Source organism: Delftia sp. GW456-R20, from assembly GCF_001622915.1.
Lineage (GTDB): Bacteria > Pseudomonadota > Gammaproteobacteria > Burkholderiales > Burkholderiaceae_C > Comamonas > Comamonas acidovorans.
In genome coordinates this window covers 822,961-842,159 of sequence record NZ_LWCN01000004.1, presented here as the reverse complement: position 1 = coordinate 842,159, position 19,199 = coordinate 822,961, and the positions used below count along the sequence as shown (strand labels likewise).

Below are 19,199 nucleotides of genomic sequence, written 5' to 3'. Positions count from 1 at the left end.
TTCAACTCCTAAAAATCCGGGAGGCGCGGCCTGGGCCGCGCCTTGGGTCAATCCGCGAGGGCGCGGGTGACGACTTCACGCACGTCGTTGCTGAGTTCAGCGCGGGCCGCCACGCGGGCGACGGCCTCGCGTGCGGCCGTGCGGTAGGGCTCGGCCAGCTTGCTCCAGCGGTCCAGGGCGCGCGCCAGGCGGGCAGCGACCTGGGGGTTGATGGCGTCCAGCTCGATGACGCGCTCGCTCCAGAACACATAGCCCGCCGCGTCGGCGCGGTGGAAGGCGCCGGGATTGGCGCTGCAGTAGCTGAAGATCAGGCTGCGCGCGCGGTTGGGGTTCTTGATCTGGAAGTCGGGGTGCTTCATCAGCTGCTTGACGGCCGGCAGCACGTTGCCGCCACGGTCGCAGGCGCCGCCCTGCAGCGCGAACCACTTGTCCAGCACCAATGCATCGTGCTGGAACAGCTTGTGGAAACGCGCCAGGGCCTGGGCGGCCAGCGGATGGCCGCTTTGCACCAGTGCCGTCAGGGCGCTCATGCGGTCGGTCATGTTGCCGGCGTCCTTGAAGCGCTGCAGCGCCTTGCCGGGCCAGACGCTGTCGCCCGAGGCGCGTGCGGCCAGGCACAGCATGGACAGGGCCAGGCCTGCCAGCGCACGGCGGCCGGAGCTGACGGGGTCGGGGCGGTAGGCGCCGGTGTCGCTGTGCTCTTGCCAGGCCTGCTGCCAGTCGGCCTGCAGCTCGGTCGCCAGTTGCTGGCGCATGGCTTCACGCACGGCGTGCACGCGCTGCGGATCGACCACGGCCAGTTGCTCGGCGATGTAGCTTTCGCCGGGCAGGGCCAGCATCAGCTCCTTGAAGGCCGCATCCAGCTGGGGATGGCGCAGCACGCCGCGCATGGCCTCGATGAAGGAGGCCGGCAGCAGGGCGGCCGTGATCTGGCCGCTGGCGTCTGCCGTGATGGAGGTGTCGCCGATGGCCTGCAGCGCGATGCGCAGGCCCAGGCGCTGGCCGGCTTCCCAGCGGTTGAAGGCGTCGCTGTCATGGGCCAGCAGGGTCAGCAAGGCGGCATCGCTGTCGCTGTGCTGCAGCACCACGGGGGCGCTGAAGCCGCGCAGCAGCGAGGGCACGGGCTCCTGGTCCACGTCGGTGAAGACGAAGCTGTGGCTGGGTTCGGACAGCACGAGCAGGCGGCTGTCGCCCGCTGCCGCCTGGTCCTCGCCCTGCAGGCGCAGTGTCAGCGCGCGGCCGTCCTGGCCCAGCAGGCCCATCTGCACGGGGATGACGAAGGGCAGCTTCTCTGCCTGGCCCGGCGTGGGCGCGCAGCTTTGGCTCAGGGTCAGCGTGTAGGTGCGTGCGGCGGCGTCGTAGCTGCCTTCGGCGTGCAGCTGGGGCGTGCCGGCCTGGCTGTACCAGCGCTTGAACTGGTCCAGGCGCTGGGCCAGCTCGCTGCCGGGGTTGGCGTCGGCCATGGCCTGGGCGAAATCGTCGCAGGTGACGGCGTGGCCGTCATGGCGCTCAAAATACAGCTTCATGCCCTTGGCAAAGCCTTCTCGGCCCACCAGGTTGTGCTGCATGCGCACGACCTCGGCACCCTTTTCGTAGATGGTGACGGTGTAGAAGTTGTTGATCTCGATGTAGCTGTCGGGCCGCACCGGGTGGGCCATGGGGCCCGCATCTTCGGGGAACTGGGCGGTGCGCAGCACGCGCACGTCCTCGATGCGTTTGACGGCGCGTGCCGAGGGGCTGCCCGCCATGTCTATGCTGAATTCCTGGTCGCGGAAGACGGTCAGGCCTTCCTTGAGCGACAGCTGGAACCAGTCGCGGCAGGTGACGCGGTTGCCGGTCCAGTTGTGGAAGTACTCGTGGCCGACGACGGACTCGATGTTGGCGTAGTCGGTGTCGGTGGCCGTGGACTGGCTGGCCAGAACGTACTTGGTATTGAAGACGTTCAGGCCCTTGTTCTCCATGGCGCCCATGTTGAAGTCGCTGGTGGCGACGATCATGAAGCGGTCCAGGTCCAGGGACAGGCCGAAGCGGGCCTCGTCCCAGGCCACGCTGGCCATGAGGGAGTTCATGGCGTGCTCGGTCTTCTCCAGATCGCCCGGGCGCACGAAGACCTGCAGCAGGTGGTCGCGGCCTGCGCGGCTCTTGATCTTTTGCTCGCGCGCAACCAGATTGCCGGCCACCAGGGCGAACAGGTAGCTGGGCTTTCTGTGCGGATCGGCCCACTTGGCGAAGTGGCGGCCGTCTTCCAGCGCGCCTTGCTCGACCAGGTTGCCGTTGGACAGCAGCACCGGGTACGCGGTCTTGTCGGCGCGCAGCGTCACGGTATACATGGCCATCACGTCGGGACGGTCCAGGAAATAGGTGATGCGGCGGAAACCCTCGGCCTCGCACTGGGTGAAGAACGTGCCCTGGCTCACATACAGGCCCATGAGCTTGGTGTTCTTGGCGGGCGCGCAGGTGGTGAAGATTTCCAGATCGACGGGGTCGCCGCCCTCGGGCAGGTTCTCCAGCACGAGCTGGTCGCCGTCCATCTTGAACGAGGTGCCGCCGCCGTTGACCAGCACGCGCGCAAGGTTCAGTTCATCGCCGTCCAGGCGCAGCGGCTGCGCCGGCACCTCGGTGTTGCGACGCACGCGCATCTTGTTGAGCACGCGGGTCTTGGCCGGATCGAGATCGAAGGTCAGGTCCACGGTGTCGATCCACCAGGCAGGAGCCTGGTAGTCGGCGCGGTGGATGGCGGTGGCAGGGGCCTGCCCGTCACGCAGTTGCAGCATACAGATTCCTTCCTATGCCAATATCAGGGGACAGAGTTCAAGCCCCTGTGCGGCCGGTGCCGCCCAGGGGCTTGAAATCAGAGGCCTTGCTTGAGCGAGGCTTCGATGAAAGCGTCGAGGTCGCCGTCCAGCACCTTCTGGGTGGCCGAGATTTCGACGTTGGTGCGCAAATCCTTGATGCGGCTGTTGTCCAGCACGTACGAGCGGATCTGGTGGCCCCAGCCCACATCGGTCTTGGTGTCCTCCAGCTTTTGCTGCTCCACCATGCGCTTTTGCATCTCGTGCTCATAGAGCTTGGAGCGCAGGCGCTGCCATGCCACGTCGCGGTTGCTGTGCTGGCTGCGGCCGTCCTGGCATTGCACGACGATGCCGGTGGGCATGTGCGTCAGGCGCACGGCCGAGTCGGTCTTGTTGATGTGCTGGCCGCCCGCGCCCGATGCGCGGTAGGTGTCGGTGCGCACGTCCGAGGGGTTGATCTCGATCTGGATCGAGTCGTCGATCTCGGGGTAGACGAACAGCGAGGCAAAGCTGGTGTGGCGGCCGCCCGAGCTGTCGAAGGGCGACTTGCGCACCAGGCGGTGCACGCCGGTTTCGGTGCGCAGCAGGCCGTAGGCGTACTCGCCCTCGATGTGGATGGTCGCGCTCTTGATGCCGGCGATGTCGCCCGGCGTCTCTTCCTCGACCGTGGCCTTGAAGCCCTTGCGCTCGGCGTACTTCAGGTACTGGCGCAGCAGCATGCCGGCCCAGTCGCAGGCTTCGGTGCCGCCGGCGCCGGCCTGGATGTCCACGAAGCAGTTCAGCGGATCGGCTTCCTTGCCGAACATGCGGCGGAACTCCAGCTCCTCGATCAGCGGCTGCAGCTTGGCGGTCTCGCCCTCGATGGTGAGCAGGCCGGTCTCATCGCCTTCTTCCTTGCTCATCTCGAACAGCTCGGCGTTGTCGGCCAGCTCGGTGGTCAGCTTTTGCAGCGTCAGCACGACGCCGTCGAGCAGCTTCTTTTCCTTGCCCAGCTCCTGGGCCTTCTTGGGATCGTTCCAGACGCTGGGATCTTCCAGCGAGGCATTTACCGTGCGCAGTCGTTCGTACTTTGCATCGTAGTCAAAGATACCTCCGTAGATCTGCCGCACGCTGCGACAGATCTTCGAGGGTGTTGCCGATGAGGTTGATGCGTTCTGCTTCCATGATGTGTTCCGTTCTTCTGATGAATGTGTTCTTGGCCGAATCGCCGATTTTCTCATGCTGGGGCATCGTGCCGGGGCAAGCGCCCGCCGCGCGGGCCTGGAGGCGCGCTGCCGTGTGACGATGGCTTTCAAAACAAGGGCTTGCAGCGGCCGATCATGGCAGATTTGAAGGGCTTGGCCATGGCAATGCGCAGGTTGCAGCGTGGACCCTGGCGTGATCTGGCTGCAGACCTCCCGGAAAAAAGGCCCGGCCAGCTGGAGCTGGTCGGGCCTTGGCAGGCATGTCCGCCCCTGGCGGGGCGGGCGAAAACCTGGTTCAGAAGGTTTCCCAATCGTCGTCGGAAGCCGTGCTGGCCGCCTTGGCCTTGGCTTTGGCCGATGCCGTCACGGCGGGCCGGGCCGGCTGTGCTGGCTGGGCCGGGCGCGCGGCGCCAGCCGGAGCAGGGGTTGCACCGGCCGCACCGGTCGCACCGGTTGCAGAAGGCAGGGCGGCCGAGGCACGTGCGGGCACCGCGCGTTTGGGAGCGGAAGGCGCCAGATGCGGACGGGGCGCCGTCGGTGCTTGGCGGGGCGCTGCCACGGCAGCGGCGTGGTTGACGCCACGGCTGTTGCCCAGCATGCCGGTGGACGGCGAGAGCTTGAACACGCTGACCACTTCGGCCAGCGCCTTGGCCTGGGCCTGCAGTGCGCCGGTGGCCGCCGCCGATTCCTCGACCAGTGCGGCGTTCTGCTGGGTCATCTGGTCCATCTGCGTGACGGCCTGGTTGACCTGCTCGATACCGGCCGTCTGCTCATGGCTGGCGGCCGAGATCTCGCCCATGATGTCGGTCACGCGGCGCACGCTGGCCACGATCTCCTCCATGGTCTTGCCGGCCGAGTCGACCTGGGCGCTGCCTTCCTCGACCTTGCCCACCGAGTCGTCGATGAGCTGCTTGATCTCCTTGGCGGCGGCGGCCGATCGCTGGGCCAGGGTGCGCACTTCCGAGGCGACGACGGCAAAGCCGCGTCCCTGGTCACCGGCGCGGGCCGCTTCCACGGCCGCATTCAGCGCCAGGATGTTGGTCTGGAAGGCGATGGAGTCGATGACGCCGATGATGTCCACGATCTTGCGCGAGGCATCGTTGATGGCGGACATGGTCTGCACCACCTGGGCCACGGCCGAGCCGCCGCGCACGGCGACCTGGGAGGCGGCGGCGGCCAGCTGGTTGGCCTGCTGGGCGTTGGCGCCGTTTTGCTTGACGGTGGAGGTCAGCTCCTCCATGGAGGCGGCAGTCTGCTCCAGCGAGCTGGCCTGTTCCTCGGTGCGGGCCGACAGGTCCTGGTTGCCCGAGGCGATCTGGCCGCTGGCCGTGGCGATGGAGTCCGTGCCCTGGCGCACCTGGCCGACGATGCGCTGCAGGCTTTCGTTCATGTGCTGCAGGGCCTGCAGCAGCTGGCCGGTTTCATCCTTGCCATGCACCTCGATGCGGCTGCCCAGGTCGCCGGCGGCCACGGCCTGTGCCAGGCTCACGGCCTGCTGCAGGGGGCGTGCCACGCTGCGGGCGATCAGCAGCGCCATGCCCAGGCCGAAGAGGACGGCCCCCGCCAGCAGGGCGATCACCCACCAGCGCGCGGCGGTGAAGATGTCGTCGCCTGCCTGGTTGGCGTCCTCGATGCCCTGGGCGTTGATCTTGAGCAGTTCGTCCAGCTTGGTGTTGATGGCACGGCTGGTCTTGACCGAATCGCCGCGCAGCACCTCGGAGGCTTCCTCGGTGCGCAGGGCGTGGGACAGGTCCACGATCTTTGCCGTGTGCTGCGCGTACTGTCCCAGGTCGTCCTTGATGCCGGCCATCAGCTCGCGCTCACGCGCGGTGTTGGCATAGCGCTCGAAGGCCTGCTGGTTCTTGAGCAGCTCGGACCACAGCGCCGGCATGCTCTTGTCGTAGATGGCCATTTCATCCATCGAGGTGGCCAGCACATGCTGCATGGTCTGCGAGCGGTAGCGCTGCAGCTGGTAGCGCATCTCCATGATCACGCGCTCGGCGGGCATCCAGTGGTGCGCCAGGTCGGTGGCCGTGCGGTTGACACGGTCCAGCTGGACCACGGAGAACAGGCCCAGGCCGGCGGTCAGCAGCAGCAGGGCGATGAAAGAGGCCAGCAGCTTGTGGGCCAGCTTCAGATTGCGGAAAAACATCATGGTGGGGAGTGCCGTACGGCGAGAAGCGAAAGCGGGTGAGCGGCGGTGGCTGCGAATTCGAGGGGATGCGGTGGCGATCGGTGGCGATCAGCGGGACCGACACTCGGCCCCGCCATGCCGCAGTTATCGGTCACTTGCCGGCGAGGCTTAGGGAAAAATAGGTCCAGTCCGAATATTTATTGCGGATTGTTACTTTTTCCGGCCAAGGTCTTCGCGCGCATGGCCTGGTCCTCACATGCCCGCTCACATGCCGTTCACACGTCCGTCGCCACGCCGGCTTGCAGGCTCGATGCCTGCAGCCACCGCTCCAGATCCGCTGCCGGCAGCGGGCGCGAGAACAGATAGCCCTGCGCGACCGGATAGCCCTGTTCGCGCAGGATGGTGTTCTGCGCCGCCGTCTCCACTCCCTCGGCCACCACGGTCAGGTGCAGGCTGCGGCCTATGCCCAGGATGGCGTTGCTCAGGGCCTGGGCGGCTTCGTCGTTTTCCAGGTCGGCCACGAAGCTGCGGTCCAGCTTGAGCTCGCTGACGGGCAGGCGGCGCAGGTAGCTGAGGCTGGAGTAGCCCGTGCCGAAGTCGTCCATGGACAGGCGCACGCCCTGGGAATGCACGGCCTGCAGCGTGCGCATGGTGCCCGGGTTGGTGTCCAGCAGCAGGCTTTCGGTGATCTCCAGCGTGAGGTCCTGCGGCTTGAGCGCGTTGTGCTCCAGCGTGTCGGCAATCATGCGCGGCAGGTCCAGGTTGTGAAAGCTCGTGGGCGAGAGGTTGACCGACATGGCCGGCACGTCAATGCCCCGGCTGCGCCACTCGCCCAGCTGGCGGCAGGCCTCGCGCAGTGCCCAGGTGCCCAGCTCGCCGATCAGGCCGCATTCCTCGGCCAGCGGAATGAAGCGTGCGGGCGAGATCTCGCCGAATTCCGCATGGCTCCAGCGCGCCAGGGCCTCCACGCCGTAGAGGCGCCCGTCCTTCAGGTCGAGCTGGGGCTGGTAGTGCAGTCGCAGGCCGCCGCTGCGCAGGGCGTCGCGCAGCGCCGTCTCCAGCACCAGGCGTTCCTGCGCCAGGCGGTTCATCTCGGGGCTGAAGAAGCTGTAGAGCCCGCGCCCGCCCGATTTGGCCTGGTACATGGCCATGTCGGCGCGGTGCAGCAGCGTCTCCATGTCGCGCCCGTCGGCGGGAAACACGGCAATGCCGCAACTGGCCGTGCTGGCCAGGGACACGTCGTCGATCATGCAGGGCTCGCCAAGTGCCGACTGCAGCCGCTCTATCACCTCGGCCGCCTGCGCACCGCCGCAGTGTGGCAGCACGATAACGAATTCATCGCCCGACAGGCGCCCGGCAATGTCGCCCGTGCGCAGCTCCGCCTGGATGCGCTCGGCCACGCTGCACAGCAGCCGGTCGCCGGCCGGGTGGCCCAGCGAGTCGTTGACCTGCTTGAAACGGTCCAGGTCGATGAAGACCACGGCCAGCTCGTGGCCCTCGTGCGAAGCCACGGACAGCGCCTGCTCGGCCTGGGCCAGCAGCAGGCTGCGGTTGGGCAGGGTGGTCAGCCCGTCGTAGAAGGCCAGCTGCCGGATGCGGCGGCGTGCCTGCTCGCGCTCCAGCGCCAGCGCGCACAGGTCGGTGCAGGCCTCCACCAGCCGCTGGTGGAAGGGATCGGGGCCGGGCCGCTCGAAATGGCGGTAGTAGAAGGCAAAGGTGCCGGCCACGCCGCCCTGCAGCCCGCAGATGGGCGTGGACCAGCAGGCCGTATACCCCAGCGGCAGGATGAGGTGCTTGAAGTCGGCCCACAACGGATCGGTGGCGATGTCGCCCACCAGCACGGGCCGGTTGTGGAAGGCCGCCGCCCCGCAGGAGCCGACATTGGGGCCGATGGGCACGCCGTCCAGCGCCGCCGAATAGGAGGCCGGCAGGCTGGGCGCGGCCAGCGGATGCAGGCGGTTCTGGTCATCGACTTCCAGCACCGAGACCGCAATGTCGGGCGCAATGCGCTCGACCTCGCGGCAGACCAGGTCCAGCACCTCGGTCAGCGGCTGGTCGCGGGCCATGGCCTCCAGGGCGCGCCGCTGCAGCACCTCGTGCATCTTGGCCTCGGTGATGTCGGTGATCACGGTCACCGTGGTGTGGAGGCGGCCGTCGGGGCCCATGACGGGATTGGCCTGGGCGCTGACCCAATACCGCTCGCCGTCCTTGCCGACGAGGATCTCCTCGCGGTACACCGGCTTGCCTGCGTCCAGTTCGGCGCGGTAGGCGGCCGTGAATTCGGGCGAGGCATGGGGCACCAGCAGGGCGATGGGCGCACGGCCCACGACCTCTTCGCTGCTCCAGCCGAACATGCGGGTGAAGCCTGCGTTGACATAGGAGATGGTCCAGTTGCCGTCGGCGATCACCACGGCCGCGTCGGTGGCATCAGCCACCAGGGACAGGCGCCGCAAATGCTCCTGCCGTCTGCGGTCGGCCTGCACCCGGGCCGTGATGTCGGTGGCAATGCACAGCACATGGCTGAGCGCGCCCTGGGTATCCAGCACGGGGGCATAGGTGGCCTCCAGCCAGCAGGTGCTGCCGTCGCGGCGCCGGTGTTCGCCCACGCGCGAAATCGTCTCGCCCGCGCCCCAGCGCTGGCGCCACCGGCCGTAGGCGTCGGGATCGGCATGTGCCTGGGTGCACAGGTCACTGTGCAGCAGGCCCTCGGCGCCCGAGGTGGGGTAGCCAAGAATGGCTTCGTAATTGGCGTTGGCGCGCATCAGCCGGCCTTCGGGCGTGAATTCCGCCAGCGCCATGGCCTTGTCCAGCGTGCTCCACAGCGCCTGCTGCCCTGCCGTGCCTGCTACCCGCGTTTCGAACATGGTTCGCTCTCCTGATGGATGCTGAGCTGATGATTGATTGTTTCTAAATGATACCGATCCGGCGCAGCAGCTGGATGTCAGCCACGCCTGGTCGCACTTGCTTCCACTGTTCGCCCTTGGATGGTCCGCCTGATGGCACTCTTAGGCAAGTGCTGCCGCTGGTTACAATAAGTTGAGAATGATTCTTGTTTGATGGTGCAACCCGCCCTCCAGCCACAGCGACCCGCCATGCCATCCGCTCCCGCCTCCAGCGCCGCATCCAGCCCCTTGCACCGCGAAATCTCCGCCCTCTATGCCGGCCACCATGGTTGGCTGCAGGGCTGGCTGCGCCGCCGACTTGGCAATGCCTGCGACGCGGCCGACCTGGCGCAGGACACCTTCATCCGCCTGCTCACCGCGCCTGCGGGCGACTTGCCCGCCCTGCGCGAGCCACGCGCCTACCTGGCCACGGTGGCGCGGCGCCTGCTGATCAACCACCTGCGCCGCCAGTCGCTGGAGCAGGCCTGGCTGCAGGCCCTGGCCGCGCTGCCAGCGCCGCAGGCGCCGTCGCCCGAGCAGCAATTGCTCATCCTGCAGGCGCTGCAGGAGGTCGATGCCATGCTCGACGGCCTGCCGCCCAAGGTGCGCGCGGTCTTCATCCTGTCCCAGGTCGAGGGGCTGACCTATGCGGCCATTGCCGAGCAACTGGGCATGGGCCTGCGCTCGGTCAAGCGCTACATGGCCCAGGCCATGGCCGAGTGCATCCTGCTGTCGGCATGAACGCCGTGGACTCCCAGGCCGCAGCGCCGCTGTCGCGCGAAATCGCCTTGCAGGCCGCCGAATGGTTTGTGCTGCTGCACTCGGGCGAGGCCAGCGAGGCCGACCACCGCGCCTTCGAGGCCTGGCGCACCCGTGCCGATGTCCATGCGCAGGCCTGGCTGCGCGCCCTGGCCGTGAGCCAGCGCGCGGGCAGCCTGCCGCCCGCACTGGGGGCACCGGCCCTGGGCCGCAAGCAGCGCCGCCTGGGCGCCATGGGCCGCCGCGATACCGTGCGCGCGCTGGCCCTGCTGATCACGGCCGCCCCCGTGGGCTGGCTGGCCTGGCGCGCCACGCCCTGGATGCAGTGGACCTCTACCCACGCCACGGCCACGGGCGAGCGCCGCGAATGGACGCTGGCCGATGGCAGCCGTCTTGTGCTCGATACGGCCAGTGCCATGGATGTGCGGTTTGACGATCAGCTGCGCCGCGTCCATCTGAACGAGGGCGCCGTCTTCATCGAAACCGCGCCCGACCCGCAGACCCCACCCCGGCCCTTCGTGGTCACCACCGGGCAGGGCAGGGTGCGCGCCCTAGGCACGCGCTTTGTCGTGCGCAGTGTCCGGGAGCGCGGCGAGGTGGCCGTGCTGCAGGGCGCCGTGCAGATCACCACCCGTGGCGGCGCCGCGCAGCAGCTGCAGGCAGGCCAGCAACTGTGGTTTGACGCCATGGGCATAGGCCGTGCCGAGCCTGCGGACGCCAGCGCCGCCCAATGGGCGCGCGGCCTGCTGGCCGCAGACAACATGCGTTTGGCCGACTTTGTGGCCGAGCTGTCGCGTTACCGCTCCGGCTGGCTGCACTGCGATCCGTCTGTGGCGGATTTGCGCGTCACCGGCGCCTTTCAGCTGGGCGATGCCGATACCGGCACGGACGCCGTGCTCGCCAACCTCGTGCATCTGCTGCCCGTGCAGGTCCACTACCGCACGCGCTACTGGGTGACGGTGGCGGCGCGCGGCACACCACCGGCTTGAAATTTCTTTCGGAATCTGGCCCCTTTCTGCGGCAGGCCGTGTCCTGTTCGATGGCAACCGATTTCATCGAACGACTTCCGAAGGAAAAACAGACCATGGCTCTCCGGCCCGGCATGCGCAGCGTGGCGCGCACTCCCTCCCCCTTGCTCTTTCCACTGTCCCGGACAGGCCTCGCCGTGCTCATGGCAGCGGGCCTGGCGGCAGGCGCCGCCTTGCCGCGCGCCGCGCTGGCCCAGGCCGGTGCGGCGGCCACCAGCGCGGTGCAGCGTCCGTTCCAGGTGCCGGCAGGCCCGCTGGCCGCCGCGCTCACGGCGTTTGCCGCTGACGCAGGCGTGAGCATCAGCGCGCCGCCCGCCCTGGTGCAGGGCCGGCGAACCCAGGGCGTGCAGGGCCGCCTCACGGTGCGCGAGGCGCTGGACCGGCTGCTGGCCGGCACCGACCTGCAGGCGCAGGCGGCGGGGGAGGGCGGTTTTGTGCTGCGTGCGGTGCCCGAGGCCACCCAGGCATCGACCGTGCTGGGTGAGGTCAGGGTGACCGCCGCGGCCCCGGCAGAAAGCCCCTGGGGCAGCACCAGCGGGTATGTGGCGCGCCGGGCCAGCACGGCCACCAAGACCGATGCGTCGATTCTGGAGGTGGCGCAATCGGTGTCCGTCATCACGCGCGACCGCATGGACGACCAGGGCGTGCGCACGCTCAACGACGCCGTGCAGTACACGGCCGGCGTGCGCACCAACACGGGCGGGGCAAATCCTGCGGACGACAGTCTGTCGGTGCGCGGCTTCAGCCAGTTTTCGGGCAATTTCTACCTGGACGGGCTGCGCCTCATGCCGCTGGGCACGCTGGGCTTTTTCGGCATGGAGCCTTACGGGGCCGAGCGCATGGAGGTCCTCAAGGGGCCGGCCTCGGTGCTGTATGGCCAGAACTCGCCGGGCGGCATCGTGAACTTCGTGTCCAAGCGGCCTTCGGCCGATGCGGTGCGCGGCATGGAGTTGTCCGTGGGCAGCCATGCTCGCCGGCAGGCGGCCTTCGACCTCGGAGGGCCGGTGGGTGACGATGGCACGGTGAGCTACCGCCTGGTGGGGCTGGCCAGGGCGGCCGACCAGCAGATCGACTTCATGCGTGATGACCGCGTCTACCTGGCGCCCAGCCTGACCTGGGCGCCGGACGCGCGCACCAGCGTCACGCTGCGCGGCTTCTACCAGAAGAACCACGCCATGATGTCCACCAACGTGCAGTGGGATGCGCTCAACGGGCGCAACCCCAATGGCCGGCTGCCTCTGAACCGCTTCCTGGGGGAACCGGGCTTCGACCGTGAAGAGACCGAGGTCGCATCGCTGGGCTACGACGCACGCCATCAATTCGACAGCGGCTGGACGCTGCGGCAGAACTTCCGCTACCTGCACGCACGCAACCACGAGCAGTACATGTTCCGCTACGGGCCGCTGATCGACGGCTCCATCACCAACCGGGAGATCGATTCGCGCGACGGCAAGGGCGGCGTCTACACCGTGGACACCAGCCTGTCGGGCCAATTCGCGGCGGCCGGCCTGCAGCATGAACTCATCGTGGGGCTGGACTACAACCGCAGCCGCTCCAGTTTCGACTCCTATATTGCCGACGGTCCGCAGCTGGACATCTACCGGCCCGTCTATGGCAGCTTCATCGACACCTCGCTGCTGCAGCCCGATGCGCTGCGCGATGAGCGCGCCCAGCAGGTAGGCCTCTACGTGCAGGACCGCATCCGCAAGGACCGCTGGGTGCTGGCCCTGGGCGGGCGCCACGACTGGAGCCGTCTGGAGCAGTCCAGCCGTCTGGCCGACCCCGTGTCCACCAGCGTGCGCAAGCCCAAATCCTTCACCGGCCGTGTCGGCCTGACCTATCTTGCAGACAACGGCGTGGCGCCCTACGTCAGCTACAGCGAGTCGTTTGTCCCTCTGATGGGCGCTGACCGCAACGACCGGCCCTTTGATCCGGAAACCGGCAAACAGGTCGAGGTCGGCGTCAAGTACTCGCCCGACGAGCGCAGCAGCTTCACGCTGGCCGCCTTCGAGCTGCGCCGGCAGAACGTGCTCACCACCGACCCCGAGAACGTCCGCTATTCCATACAGCAGGGCGAAGTGCGTTCTCGCGGCATCGAGTTCGAGGCGGCAGTCCAGCCCACGCGCGGGCTCAAGCTCCTGGCAGCGCTGACCTACAACCCCGTCAAGGTGACCCGGGCCCAGCCAGACCAGTGGGGCGGCAACGTGCAGGGCAAGTCGCCTTACGAAGTGCCCCGCAAGATGGCGTCGGCCTGGGTGGACTATGCCTTTGGGGGCGACCTGCTGGGGCTGGGGGCGGGCGTGGGGGCGCGCTACATCGGCTGGAGCTGGGGCGATGCGGACAACAGCTTCCGCGTACCGTCGTTCACCCTGGTGGATGCCTCGCTGCGCTATGACCTGGGAAAGATGCGCAGTGACTGGCGCGGGGCCAGCGTGAGCCTGACGGTCAAGAACCTGTTCGACAAGTACCACACGGCGTCGTGCTTTTCCGCCAATGCCTGCAACTACGGCGAAGCGCGCAACATGGTGGTTCGGTTCGGGTACATCTGGTAGGCCTTGCGCCATCAGGCCGGTCGAAAGCGCTCTCGCACGCTCCCTGGCATGGATACAATCGAATAAGAATGATTCTTGTTTGATTGCGGGCCCCGCCCCCAAGGGAATCCGGACCTGCCATGCCATCCGCCTCCACCCCCCAGCACCGAGAAGCCGCCTCCCTGTACACCGCCCACCATGGCTGGCTGCAGGGCTGGCTGCGCCGCAGGCTGGGCAACGGGGCGGATGCGGCGGACCTGGCGCAGGACACCTTTGTGCGCATCCTGGGCGTGCGCGACCTGGCCGGTGTGCAGGAGCCGCGTGCCTACCTGACCACGGTGGCCAAGGGCGTGCTCGTCAACTGGTACAAGCGCCAGGCGCTGGAGCGGGCCTACCTCGAAGCCCTGGCCGCACTGCCCGAGCCCGTGGCGCCGTCGCCCGAGCAGCGCGCCCTGGTGCTGGAGACCCTGCACGAGATAGACGCCATGCTGGACGCGCTGCCGCCCATCGTGCGGCGCACGTTTTTGCTGTCCCAGCTGGACGGCATGAAGTACGAAGACATCGCGCAGCAGCTGGAGGTCTCGCTCACCAGCGTCAAGCGCTACATGGCCCAGGCGTTTCGCCAATGCCTGGTGGCAATGGCGTGATGGAGACGCCCCTGCAAGCGCGCGTGCTCGACGAAGCCGCCGAATGGCTGATGCGCCTGCACGACAGCGGCGCCACCGACGCCGACCGCGCTGCCTGCGAGCGCTGGCGCCAGGCCGACCCACAGCATGCCCTGGCCTGGGAGCGCGCCGAGCGGCTGCTGGGCAAGTTGGGCGGCCTGCCTGCAGCGCTGGCCATGCCGGCGCTGGACCGGCCCCGAAGCCACCGCGCCCAGCGCCGCGCCGCCGTGGCCCGGCTGGCCGCGCTGCTGGCCGTGGCGCCTGCAAGCTGGCTGGCCTGGCAAGCCTGGTATGCGGCGGACCAGCGCGGCTGGGGCGCCGACCTGCGCACCGCCACCGGCGAGCGCCGCACCGAGCATCTGGCCGATGGCAGCCGCCTCATGCTGGACACGGCCAGTGCGGTGGACATCCGGTTTGATGGCGCACTGCGCCTGCTCACCTTGCGCCAAGGCGCGATTTCCATAGAAACGGCGGCCGATACCGCCACGCCGCACCGCCCCTTTGTCGTGGACACCGCCCATGGCCGGCTGCGCGCCCTGGGCACCCGCTTCACCGTGCGGCAAGAGGGGGGCAGGGCGGACGGCGGCCCCGTGCGCCTGGCCGTGACCGAGGGCGCCGTGGAAGTCACGCTGCGCGGCGCCGCCCACCCGGCGCTGGTCGTTCAAGCCGGTCAGCAAACGGTATTGCGAGCGGGGGAGGTGACCGCGCCCCAGCCCCTGCAGCCCGAGGCCACGGCCTGGACCCACGGCATGCTGATGGCCGACGCCATGCCGCTGGCCGCGTTCTGCGCCGAACTGTCGCGCTACCGGCCCGGCCTGCTGCAGTGCGCGCCCGAGGTGCGCGCGCTGCGCGTGTCCGGCTCCTTTCCGCTGGGCGATACGGACCGGACGCTGACCATGCTGGCCTCCACCTATCCCGTCGACGTGCAGACGCGCATGCGCGGCTACTGGATCACCGTGGTCGCCAGGAACTAAAAAATCGAGGCAGGGTGACACTTTTTCGGATCTCGGCTGGCAACGGGGAAAGAGCTTCTTTCTTCACCGCCTCCAAGGACCGATTTCCATGCCTGCCATACCCATGCCGCATCCTGTCTTCCATCCCCTGGCGCATGCCGCCCGCCTGGCCCTGCTGGGCATGGCATTGGCCGCAGGCGCCGTGCAGGCGGCCGAACCGGCCCCCGCAGCCCAGACCTACCAGATCGCGCCCGGGCCGCTGGGCCGCACGCTGGCCGGCGTGGCCACGGCGGCGGGCATTTCGCTGTCCTTCGATCCTGCGCTGACCGAAGGGCTCACCAGCCCGGCCCTGTCCGGCCACTATGCGCCGCAGCAGGCGCTGCAGCGCCTGCTGGCCGGCAGCGGGCTGGACATGGTGGCGCGCAGCGATGGCAGCTACACGCTGCGCAGGCAGGCCGCACCGGCCGGCGCTGGTGCCGGTTCCACCACGGTCCTGAACGAAGTGCAGGTGACGGCCCGCGCCGAGCGCAGCGCCACCAGCGAAGGCACGGGCAGCTACGTGGCCCGCGCGGTCACGGTGGGCAAGGGCGAGCAGGCGATCAAGGACATCCCCCAGTCCATCAGCGTGATCACGCGCCAGCGCATGGACGACCAGAACCTCAACACCGTGGACGACGTGCTGGCCAGCACCACGGGCATCACCATGTACGACAGCCCCATGGGCGGGCGCTATGTCTACTCGCGCGGCTTCCGCGTGGACACCTACCAGTTCGATGGCGTGAACCGCGCCTTCTACTACCCGCAGGCCGACAACTTCACCAGCAACGCCGCCACGCTGGACCGCGTGGAAGTGGTGCGCGGTGCCACGGGGCTGCTGCAGGGGGCGGGCTCCCCCAGCGCGGCCATCAACATGGTGCGCAAGCGCCCCCTGGCAGAGCGCCAGCTGGAGGTATCGGCCAGTGTGGGCTCCTGGAACAACCTGCGTAGCGAGATCGATGCCACGGGCCCGCTCAACGAGGCCGGCACGCTGCGCGGGCGCGTGGTCGCCAGCCTCAACAGCCGCGACTATTTCTACGACGTGGCCAGCAGCCGCACCGGCGTGCTCTACGGCGTGCTGGAGTACGACCTCAGCTCCCAGACCCGGCTGACGGTGGGCGCCACCCACGAGCGGCTGCGCTCCACGCCTTTCTTCCAGGGCCTGCCGCGCTATGCCGACGGTGCGGACCTGCGGCTGCCGCGCTCCACCTTTCTGGGCGCGGACTGGAACCGCTGGGACAGCGAGCAGACATCGCTGTTTGCCGAGCTGCAGCACCGCTTCAACGCGGACTGGACCGTCAAGGCCACGGCGGGCTACACCCGGGAAAAGCACGACATGAAGTACGCCTTTGCCCTGGGGGCGATCAATCCCGCCACGCTGGCGGGCAACGAGATGTATGCCGGCCTGTTCGATGTCACCACCGACAACAAGACCCTGGACGTGGCGGTGGACGGCAAATTCGACGCCTTCGGCCGCCGGCATTCGCTGAGCTTTGGCGCCAACACGGGCCGCATGGTCAACGACAGCGACTATTCGCTGATCCGCATGGGCCTGCCCAACAACGTGTTCGACCCGAGCGCCGCCATCCGCGAGCCGTCCCGCGCGGAATTCCTGGCCAACCGCTATCGCGGCGATGAAAGCCGCACCCGCATGACCCAGTCCGGCGCCTACGGCGTGGCGCGGCTGAGCCTCACCGATGCGCTGACCGTGATCGGCGGCGCCCGCGTCACCCGCTTCACGGGCAGCAGCAACTACCGCAACACGGGCGAGGCCTACAACGACCCGTACAAGGAAAGCGGCGTCATCACGCCCTATGGCGGCCTGGTCTATGCGCTCAATGACCAGTGGTCGGCCTATGCCAGCTACTCCGACATCTTCCAGGCCCAGAACGCCGTGACGGCGGCCGGCGACCTGCTGGCACCCATCGAGGGGCGCAATCTGGAAGTGGGCATGAAGGGCGAATTGCTGGACGGCAGGGTGAACGCGGCCGTGGCCCTGTTCCGCATCGACCAGAAGAACCGCGCCGAAGAGGACCTGGTCAACCCCTGCTCGGCCAGCACCTACTGCTATGTCTCCGTGGGCAAGGTCCGAAGCCAGGGGCTGGATGCCGAGATCAGCGGCGAGGTGGCGCGTGGCTGGCAACTGTTTGCCGGCTACACCTTCAGCCATTTCAAGTACCTGGACAACACCTCCAATGCCGGCGTGGAGTTCGCCAGCACCTACACGCCCAAGCACATGCTGCGTGTCTGGAGCGACTACCGCCTGCCGGGCGAATGGAGCGCCTGGAACGTGGGCGGCGGCGTCAACTTCCAGACCGCCAGCTCGCGCGCGGTGGGCGCCATCACCGATGTGCAGCCAGCCTATGCCGTGTGGTCTGCCCGCCTGGGCTACCGCATCGACCGCAACTGGTCCGTGGCACTGAGCGTGGCCAACCTGTTCGACAAGACCTACTACCAGACCATAGGCGCGCCAGCCTGGGGCAATGTCTACGGCGCGCCGCGCAGCGCGACGCTCACCCTGCGCGGCAAGTTCTGAAACACGGCCAGGAGGAACGGACTGCAGCAGCATGCGGCAGAGCTGGGCCGCAAGAGGGTCGCAGTTGCCTATAATTGAGAATTATTCTCAATCTCGGGTCGCCGCGTGTCCAGCCCATCGCCTTCCTTGTCCGCCCATGTCGAATCCCTGTACCTGGCCCACCACGGCTGGCTGCAGGGCTGGCTGCGCAAGAAGGTGGGCAATGCCTTCGACGCGGCCGATCTGGCGCAGAGCACCTTCCTCAAGGTCCTGGGCGCCAAGGGCCTGGACCAGCTCCAGGAGCCGCGCGCCTACCTGACCACCATTGCGCGCAACCTGCTGATCAACCAGGTGCGGCGCCGCGCCATCGAGCAGGCCTATCTCGATGCGCTGGCCGCCATGCCCGAGCCCGTGGCACCGCCGCCCGAGGTCCGGCTCATGGTGCTGGAGACCCTGGTCGAGATAGACCGCCGCCTGGGCCGCCTGCCCGCGCTGGCCAAGCAGGCCTTCCTGCTGGCCCAGCTCGAAGGGCTCGGCCATGGCGAGATCGCGGCCGAGCTGGGGATTTCCGTCTCCACCGTCAAGCGGCATCTGGCCAAGGCGGCCATGCGCTGCTTCTTCCCGGAGTAGGCGGCATGCAGGCGTTCCCTTCCGCTTCTTCCCCCATTTCTGCCGAAGTGGCCCGCCAGGCCGTGCAATGGTGGCTGCAACTGAACTCCGGCAAGGCCCAGGCCCGGCAGCACGATGGCCTGCGGCGCTGGCGTGCGGCCAGCCCCGAGCATGAGGCCGCCTGGCAGCGCATCGAATCCATGGGCAGCCAGATGGCCGGCATCCCCATGCCGCTGGCGCGGGCCGCATTGGCCGCGCCCGGCTCGGCCGGCAGGCGCCGTGCTGTGCAGGCGCTGGCCGTGCTGCTGGTCTCAGGCGCAGGCTCCGCGGCCGTCGTGCGCTCGCAGGCCTGGCGCGGCTGGACGGCCGACCAGGTGGCTGCCGTGGGCGAGCAGCGCCGGCTGCCGCTGCCCGACGGCGGCAGCGTGGTGCTCAACACCGGCAGCGCCCTCAACCTGCGCTACGGCGCGGCCGAGCGCGTGCTGGAGCTGGTGCGTGGCGAAATCCTCGTGCAGACCGCGCCGGACAGCCTGCACCGTCCCTTCATCGTGCAGACCGCCATGGGCGCCGTCCAGGCCCTGGGCACGCGCTTCACGGTGCGCGAGCGCGAGTCCGCCGTTGAAGTGGGCGTGCTGCAAGGCGCCGTGCAGCTGCGGCCCGCGCATGCCCCGCATGCCGCGCAGCGCATAGCTGCGGGAGAGCAGGGCACGTTCACGGCCCAGCAGGCCGTGCACTCCGGCGCGCTGGACACGGCAGCCAGCGCCTGGGCCGAAGGCATGCTGGTGGCCTCGCGCATGCGGCTGGAGGATTTCCTGGCCGAGCTGGGCCGCTACCGGCGCGGGCGCCTGGGCTGCGACCCGGCCGTGGCCGGCCTGCACGTCTCCGGCGCCTATCCGCTGGCCGACACCGACCGCGTGCTGGCCGCGCTGACTTCCTCGCTGCCCGTGGAAATCCACTCCTTCTCGCGCTACTGGGTGATGGTGCGGCCTGCCGGGGCGGGCAAGGCATGAGCGGCACGGCCGGCATGAAGGCCTTCGCACTTTCCTGAAAAAAATGTGAGCTGATTTGCCGGCGATGGCTGTCAACAGAGACAGGAGCGCACCGCAGCGTG

General features: G+C 68.4%; 12 protein-coding genes. 8 read left to right on the top strand and 4 right to left on the bottom strand.

Annotated elements, in window-relative coordinates:
• Positions 1–47 precede the first annotated feature (47 nt).
• The 4 genes from pepN to A4F85_RS09205 form a co-directional block, all read right to left on the bottom strand.
• Positions 48–2,774, bottom strand: coding sequence for an aminopeptidase N (gene pepN, locus A4F85_RS09220; protein WP_063326394.1), 2,727 nt, complete (start codon positions 2,772–2,774; stop codon positions 48–50).
• Positions 2,775–2,851: 77 nt separating this feature from the next.
• A protein-coding gene (prfB, locus tag A4F85_RS09215; RefSeq protein ID WP_013802816.1) for a peptide chain release factor 2 occupies positions 2,852–3,956 on the bottom strand; the annotation gives its coding sequence in 2 pieces (ribosomal slippage) (positions 2,852–3,874 and positions 3,876–3,956; 1,104 coding nt in all).
• Positions 3,957–4,271: 315 nt separating this feature from the next.
• Positions 4,272–6,131, bottom strand: coding sequence for a methyl-accepting chemotaxis protein (locus tag A4F85_RS09210; RefSeq protein WP_063326393.1), 1,860 nt, complete (start codon positions 6,129–6,131; stop codon positions 4,272–4,274).
• Positions 6,132–6,385: 254 nt separating this feature from the next.
• Positions 6,386–8,974, bottom strand: coding sequence for a sensor domain-containing protein (locus A4F85_RS09205; RefSeq protein ID WP_063326392.1), 2,589 nt, complete (start codon positions 8,972–8,974; stop codon positions 6,386–6,388).
• Positions 8,975–9,202: 228 nt separating this feature from the next.
• Here A4F85_RS09205 and A4F85_RS09200 point away from each other — a divergent pair, with 228 nt between their 5' ends.
• The 8 genes from A4F85_RS09200 to A4F85_RS09165 all read left to right on the top strand — a co-directional run bounded on the left by A4F85_RS09200 (position 9,203) and on the right by A4F85_RS09165 (position 19,098).
• Positions 9,203–9,733 carry a sigma-70 family RNA polymerase sigma factor gene (locus A4F85_RS09200; RefSeq protein ID WP_013802813.1) on the top strand — a complete coding sequence of 177 codons (531 nt, stop codon included), beginning with the start codon at positions 9,203–9,205 and terminating at the stop codon, positions 9,731–9,733.
• On the top strand, positions 9,712–10,740 hold the full coding sequence (locus A4F85_RS09195; protein WP_331710722.1) for a FecR domain-containing protein: 1,029 nt from the start codon (positions 9,712–9,714) through the stop codon (positions 10,738–10,740). Before A4F85_RS09200 ends, A4F85_RS09195 begins: the two co-directional genes overlap by 22 nt.
• 95 nt (positions 10,741–10,835) lie before the next feature.
• Positions 10,836–13,331, top strand: a complete 2,496-nt coding sequence (locus tag A4F85_RS09190; RefSeq protein WP_063327930.1) for a TonB-dependent siderophore receptor — start codon at positions 10,836–10,838, stop codon at positions 13,329–13,331.
• Positions 13,332–13,450: 119 nt separating this feature from the next.
• Entirely contained in the window at positions 13,451–13,957 is a 507-nt protein-coding gene (locus A4F85_RS09185; RefSeq protein ID WP_012205109.1) for a sigma-70 family RNA polymerase sigma factor, read from the top strand.
• Positions 13,936–14,949, top strand: a complete 1,014-nt coding sequence (locus A4F85_RS09180) for a FecR domain-containing protein (RefSeq protein ID WP_063326390.1) — start codon at positions 13,936–13,938, stop codon at positions 14,947–14,949. Before A4F85_RS09185 ends, A4F85_RS09180 begins: the two co-directional genes overlap by 22 nt.
• Before the next feature lie 88 nt (positions 14,950–15,037).
• A complete protein-coding gene (locus A4F85_RS09175; RefSeq protein WP_063326389.1) occupies positions 15,038–17,500 on the top strand; it encodes a TonB-dependent siderophore receptor in 2,463 nt (820 codons plus the stop codon).
• A gap of 126 nt (positions 17,501–17,626) precedes the next feature.
• Positions 17,627–18,109, top strand: coding sequence for a sigma-70 family RNA polymerase sigma factor (locus tag A4F85_RS09170; RefSeq protein ID WP_043791465.1), 483 nt, complete (start codon positions 17,627–17,629; stop codon positions 18,107–18,109).
• Between the two features lie 5 nt (positions 18,110–18,114).
• The gene (locus A4F85_RS09165) at positions 18,115–19,098 is read left to right on the top strand and encodes a FecR domain-containing protein (RefSeq protein WP_063326388.1); all 984 of its coding nucleotides are present in this window, start codon (positions 18,115–18,117) and stop codon (positions 19,096–19,098) included.
• The last annotated feature ends 101 nt before the right edge of the window (positions 19,099–19,199 follow it).

Coding starts and splice junctions, on each gene's coding strand:
- A4F85_RS09175 (WP_063326389.1), top strand. CDS start 15,038: ATGCCTGCCATACCCATGCCGCATCCTGTCTTCCATCCCCTGGCGCAT.
- A4F85_RS09185 (WP_012205109.1), top strand. CDS start 13,451: ATGCCATCCGCCTCCACCCCCCAGCACCGAGAAGCCGCCTCCCTGTAC.
- A4F85_RS09200 (WP_013802813.1), top strand. CDS start 9,203: ATGCCATCCGCTCCCGCCTCCAGCGCCGCATCCAGCCCCTTGCACCGC.
- A4F85_RS09165 (WP_063326388.1), top strand. CDS start 18,115: ATGCAGGCGTTCCCTTCCGCTTCTTCCCCCATTTCTGCCGAAGTGGCC.
- A4F85_RS09210 (WP_063326393.1), bottom strand. CDS start 6,131: ATGATGTTTTTCCGCAATCTGAAGCTGGCCCACAAGCTGCTGGCCTCT.
- A4F85_RS09180 (WP_063326390.1), top strand. CDS start 13,936: ATGCCTGGTGGCAATGGCGTGATGGAGACGCCCCTGCAAGCGCGCGTG.
- A4F85_RS09205 (WP_063326392.1), bottom strand. CDS start 8,974: ATGTTCGAAACGCGGGTAGCAGGCACGGCAGGGCAGCAGGCGCTGTGG.
- A4F85_RS09190 (WP_063327930.1), top strand. CDS start 10,836: ATGGCTCTCCGGCCCGGCATGCGCAGCGTGGCGCGCACTCCCTCCCCC.
- pepN (WP_063326394.1), bottom strand. CDS start 2,774: ATGCTGCAACTGCGTGACGGGCAGGCCCCTGCCACCGCCATCCACCGC.